Here is a 1,815-nt window from a genome sequence, read left to right as displayed (position 1 = left end):
ATGCTAAACCTAGTATCCCTATTGGGTTTGCTTCTGGTAGATGGGGAGCGTTGGCTGCTTATGGCGCTCGTTATACTACCGAAGGGGCAAAGAAAATATACGGTACAAGAGGTAATAGTTTTGTGGCAGTTGTAGAATTTGGTGATAAGGTGCAGGCTAAGAGTATGTTAGCTGGCGGACAAAGTGGAGACCCGTCTTCACCACATTTTGATGACCAAATCATTAAATATAAGAATGTAGATTGGAAAATGGTTCCTTTTTACCGCGAAGATGTTTTGAAAAGAGCGGAAGAAACATATGCGCCTGGGAAAAGATAAATTGATATAAAAAATATACGATGGGATTATTGAATAAAATATTAGGTAATGCAAGTGAAGTTTCCGCGGAACAATTGTTGAATAAATATGGTCGATTATTGGTAGATGGCGAGCAGATTGAGTTGGGTTTTTCTTTATTACGTGATGTTTTTATGTTTACGAATAAACGTTTGATTCTTATTGATATACAGGGAATAACAGGTAGTAAAGTTGAATACAAATCTTTGCCCTACAAAAATATCTCTAGATTTTCTTTAGAGACTTCTGGAACTTTTGACTTGGATGCCGAATTAAAAATCTGGATATCTAGTGAAAATGTCCCTAGCGTAAGTAAAAAATTTAATAAGAGTATTGATGTTTATGAAGTACAGCGCTATTTGGCAAGTAAGGTAATGTAGTAGTGCTACATTGATTCTTTGGTGACAATTAAAGTTGCCTTAGATCCTGCGGATAAAAGCCATTTATTGGAATAGATTAATTCCCCTTTGTCATTATAAATATCAACCTGTGCAGTATTAGGTGCAGATGATCCGTGATTAAGAGCTTCAAAATCTAAACGGTTAAATCCGTCTTGTAGGTCGACATTGATTCCTTTGAAAGCTCCTGTTAATAGAAGATTCTGTTCTACAACCATATCGTTCATGTATATTTTTACACGATCACCATCAACGTATTCATGATCTCTACAAACAATACCTATAAATTTTCCGCTACTTTTTACATCACCTAGATATTGATCTGCAAAATATTGACCTGATCCGCCTAAGCGTTCACCTGGTGCAATACGCGGGTCTATTTTCATGCCTGCGCCTGCTTGAACGAGTTCTTCATCACGTAACATTTTTACGGGGTTAGGGGCTGTCATGTCTACACTAGGCTGTTCTTTAATTAAATTAGGCATATTTAGAACAGATCCTTTATTTGGAGTACCACTAGAATTAATAGGATTAACCTTATCGATTTTAAGCGGTTTTGAAGTTGGCAGATCTGTTTGAGCAGAAACCTTTACCGCAGAAAAGCAGAACAATACAATAAAAAGAAATAAAAGGTTTCTCATCGAGTCTTAAATATTGATGAAATAAAGATAACAAATACCCTGCCATGCGTACTTAAGGCTTCGTTAAAATAAGTATAGGATATTGTTTTTTCGATGAACGAGCTATTTTATTTTAAATTTCGTCTTAGAAAGTCAATGAAATTTCCGTTCATAATTTTCTCAATATCTAGTTTAGAGTATCCTCTATCTTCCAATAATCCGGTCATTTTTTGTAGATCTGCAATCGTATCTACATCAGCCGGACCTTGTTCTGTTCCAAAGCCGCCATCAAGATCAGAACCAATGCCCACATGGTTGGCGTTACCCGCTAATTGACATATATGGTCTATATTGTCTATGATTTGTTGTAGACTTACGTTTGCAGATTGCGGGGTAGAAACACCTCTTTCCCAAGTGGGTGTCATCATCCAAGCATCCAGAACAACGCCTATAACACCTTGC

General features: G+C 36.7%; 4 protein-coding genes. 2 read left to right on the top strand and 2 right to left on the bottom strand.

Features of this window, described 5'->3' with window-relative positions; all coding sequences use genetic code 11:
* Positions 1-317: penicillin acylase family protein (locus tag ABJI11_RS17460; protein ID WP_348355179.1), on the top strand; the 317-nt coding region annotated here is incomplete at its 5' end.
* Positions 318-337: 20 nt separating this feature from the next.
* Positions 338-715, top strand: coding sequence for a PH domain-containing protein (locus ABJI11_RS17455; RefSeq protein WP_348355176.1), 378 nt, complete (start codon positions 338-340; stop codon positions 713-715).
* A gap of 5 nt (positions 716-720) precedes the next feature.
* Here ABJI11_RS17455 and ABJI11_RS17450 read toward each other — a convergent pair whose 3' ends face one another.
* Together ABJI11_RS17450 and ABJI11_RS17445 are read right to left on the bottom strand one after the other, a co-directional pair.
* Positions 721-1,374, bottom strand: coding sequence for a hypothetical protein (locus ABJI11_RS17450; RefSeq protein ID WP_348355173.1), 654 nt, complete (start codon positions 1,372-1,374; stop codon positions 721-723).
* Between the two features lie 107 nt (positions 1,375-1,481).
* Positions 1,482-1,815 (bottom strand): membrane dipeptidase (locus ABJI11_RS17445; RefSeq protein WP_348355170.1); only part of this gene is annotated, 334 nt, incomplete at its 5' end.

It is taken from the genome of Maribacter sp., assembly GCF_039968975.1.
In the GTDB taxonomy this organism is placed as follows: Bacteria; Bacteroidota; Bacteroidia; order Flavobacteriales; family Flavobacteriaceae; genus Maribacter.
This window is presented reverse-complemented; position numbering and strand designations above follow the sequence as displayed.